The organism is Pedobacter sp. 01N416 (assembly GCF_056399685.1).
The window spans coordinates 1-2,894 of record NZ_JBFTRT010000708.1 but is presented as its reverse complement, the minus strand read 5'-3'; the positions used below and the strand labels follow the sequence as shown (position 1 = coordinate 2,894).

Below are 2,894 nucleotides of genomic sequence, written 5' to 3'. Positions count from 1 at the left end.
ATGTAGAAGGCAGAAGAGATGCTTATTCGGCAGCGCCTTATTCAGCAAATTTATGGATCAGTTATAAATTCGCTACAGGATCACTTAAAGGTTTTGGATTAGGTGCCGGCGGTAATTATGCCAGCGACAATAAAATTGTAAACAGTGTTAGCCAAGGCGTATTTATATTACCTGCTTATGAGGTTTTTAACGCATCAGTATTTTATGATCATCATAGATTTAGACTTGGTGTTAAAGCAGACAATTTTACCAATCAAAAATACTGGACAGGTTACAGCACCATGAACCCTCAGGACCTGAGAACCTTTACTGGAAGTGTTACTTACAAATTTTAATTAAATCAATCAGGAGAAGCTGGATCAGATCAATTTCTCCTGGTTTTAAACCCCAACCCAGAAAACATGAAAACTAAAATCTCATTACTATTTTTCTTTCTAACCTTTAGCATTTCTAGTGCATTTGCACATGCTTTATGGATAGAAACAGCCTCAACAGGCAAAAAAGGACAAGCACAGGAAGTAAAAGTTTTCTTCGGCGAATACGAGAGTAACGAACCAGATTCTGCAGCCAAGTGGTTTAGTAACCTAAAAGAATTTAAGCTGGTTTTAACTGCTCCAAATGGAACAACCAAGGTTTTACCAACCACTGCTGATGTACGTTTCTTCAAAGCCAGTTTCACACCGGATCAAGAAGGCACCTATAAACTTTCTGTAGTACATGAAGTTGCAGCGGTTTATGAAAAAGCTAAAATTGAATATTATGCTTTTGCAGACGTTGCCGTAGGGAACGCAAAAATAAACACCAGTTTTCCGGCAGCTGCGGCATTAACTATCAGACCAGATAAACACGCTTTAACCGTTGGAGAAACTTCAGTTCATCAGGTAATTTACAACACAGCACCTTTTGCAAAACAAAAGTTAACAGTTGTAAATGCTGAAAGAAAAGCACAACCTACTGAAACAGATGCGGAAGGAAAATTCATTTTCAAACCAGAAAAAAAAGGAAATTATTTTCTGGAAGCTTTTACTGAAGATAAAACGCCAGGAAAATTAAATGGAAAAGACTACGATAAAGTTTGGCATTTGGTAACTTATACTACTGAAGTTAAATAGTCGAAATTTTATAAAATTTAAAGCCAATTAGTCTTAAAAAAGGCTAATTGGTTCTTTTATTAATACAGCTTTGCGAATGGCACTAACAAAAACATCAACCAAATCAAAAAACAAGAAATCGCGTTTAAGGCGGATAAGCGACTGGCTGCACCTATGGCTGGGTATCACATCTGGTTTAATCGTACTGATGTTGGGCATTACCGGTTGTATTTATGTTTTTCAAAAAGAAATTACCGAACTCATTCGCCACAAGGAGATTTTTGTAGAAGTTCCATCAAATCCTAAAACCCTACCATTAAGCGTACTACAGGCCAATGCCGAAAAAGCACTGGGGAATAAAAAGAAAATCACCTTTGTTTCTGCATATAAAGCACCAGAAAGGGCATGGGAACTTGGCGTTTATAAACCTGGCGACGCTAAGGCATTCTGGTATTTCGATTCTATAGATTATTACGATGTTGTGCTGATTAACCCTTATACCGGAAAAGTAACTTTAGTTGCCGATTATAAATATGAGTTTTTTGGTATAATTAAAATGATCCATTGGAGTTTGTTGATCAATCATCCCATTGGCCAGCAGATTATTGGATGGTCTACCTTCATTTTTGTATTTCTCCTCATTTCTGGAATGGTGATGTGGTGGCCTAAAAACCTAAAAAAATCAAACTTCGATAAGAGCTTTAAAGTAAAGTGGAAAGCCAAGTTTAAACGCATTAATTACGACATGCACAATGTGCTGGGTTTTTATGTAATGCTGATATGCCTAATGCTGGGCTTAACCGGCCTGGTTTGGGCATTTCAATGGTTCCAAACCACGGTTTACGTAGTAGCCTCAGGAAGTACCACACCCCCAAAAATGGTAGAAGTTAAATCAGATTCGACCAAAACCATTACTTCAATTCCTTTTGATATTGCTTTTGAGCAAGCCAGAAAAATATTTAAAAATGAAGATCGTATTGCCATGTCGCCTGCCAATGGCGGTTCGGCAACCATCTACGCCACAGGATACCGGGGCAGAGAAACGTTTTGGAATTACGACGTACTTCAGTTCGATCAGTAGCTTACCCATAACCGGATTCATTATCTGGTGGGGGAAAGGAAAAAAGAAAAAAAATACCGCAGTGGCGGAAAGCTAAGCACACCCTAATTAATAATAAAAATGAAATTTTTAAACCTAATTTTAGTATTAACCGGTTTGATTACCCTTAATACTAATGCACAAACAAAAGTTGACTCTCCGGAAGAAAAACTAGAAAAGGATAGAAAAGCAATAAAATCATTGGCTGGTTTTTATGAAGTGAATTTCAACTACGGTGAAGTTACCGCTCCAGATCCAAACTACAAATTCAGTAAGCCTTACGAAAGCCATGGTAACGAATGGGCAGAGATTATTGTTGATGAACCTAAAAGAATTGTAATTCAACACATGTTGGCCATTAATGATACCACGGTTATTAAACACTGGCGCCAGGATTGGACGTATGAAGACACCAATATTATGCTTTATACCGAAGGTAATGCATGGAAAAAAGGCAATTTAACGCCAGCCAATGTAAAAGGAAAATGGACACAAAAAGTTTATCAGGTTGACGATAGTCCACGTTACCAGGGTTACGGAACATGGAGCCATGTTGGTGGTCACGACTCTTGGTCGAGCGAAACAGATTCTCCACTACCAAGAAGAGAATCTACTGTGCGTAAAGATTACAACGTGTTAAACCGTGGCAGCAGAATTACCATTACTAAAAATGGTTGGATGTTTGAGCAGGACAATAAAAAAAT

4 protein-coding genes are annotated in these 2,894 nt (G+C 37.9%); all 4 read left to right on the top strand.

What is annotated here, in order from left to right; all coding sequences use genetic code 11:
- On the top strand, positions 1–335 hold a 335-nt coding region (locus tag AC1DND_RS26150; protein ID WP_477585553.1), incomplete at its 5' end, for a TonB-dependent receptor domain-containing protein.
- 66 nt (positions 336–401) lie between these two features.
- On the top strand, positions 402–1,112 hold the full coding sequence (locus AC1DND_RS26145) for a DUF4198 domain-containing protein (RefSeq protein WP_477585551.1): 711 nt from the start codon (positions 402–404) through the stop codon (positions 1,110–1,112).
- Between the two features lie 76 nt (positions 1,113–1,188).
- The gene (locus tag AC1DND_RS26140) at positions 1,189–2,172 is read left to right on the top strand and encodes a PepSY-associated TM helix domain-containing protein (protein WP_477585549.1); all 984 of its coding nucleotides are present in this window, start codon (positions 1,189–1,191) and stop codon (positions 2,170–2,172) included.
- 99 nt (positions 2,173–2,271) lie between these two features.
- A partial coding sequence (locus tag AC1DND_RS26135) for a DUF6607 family protein (protein WP_477585547.1) occupies positions 2,272–2,894 on the top strand: 623 nt, incomplete at its 3' end.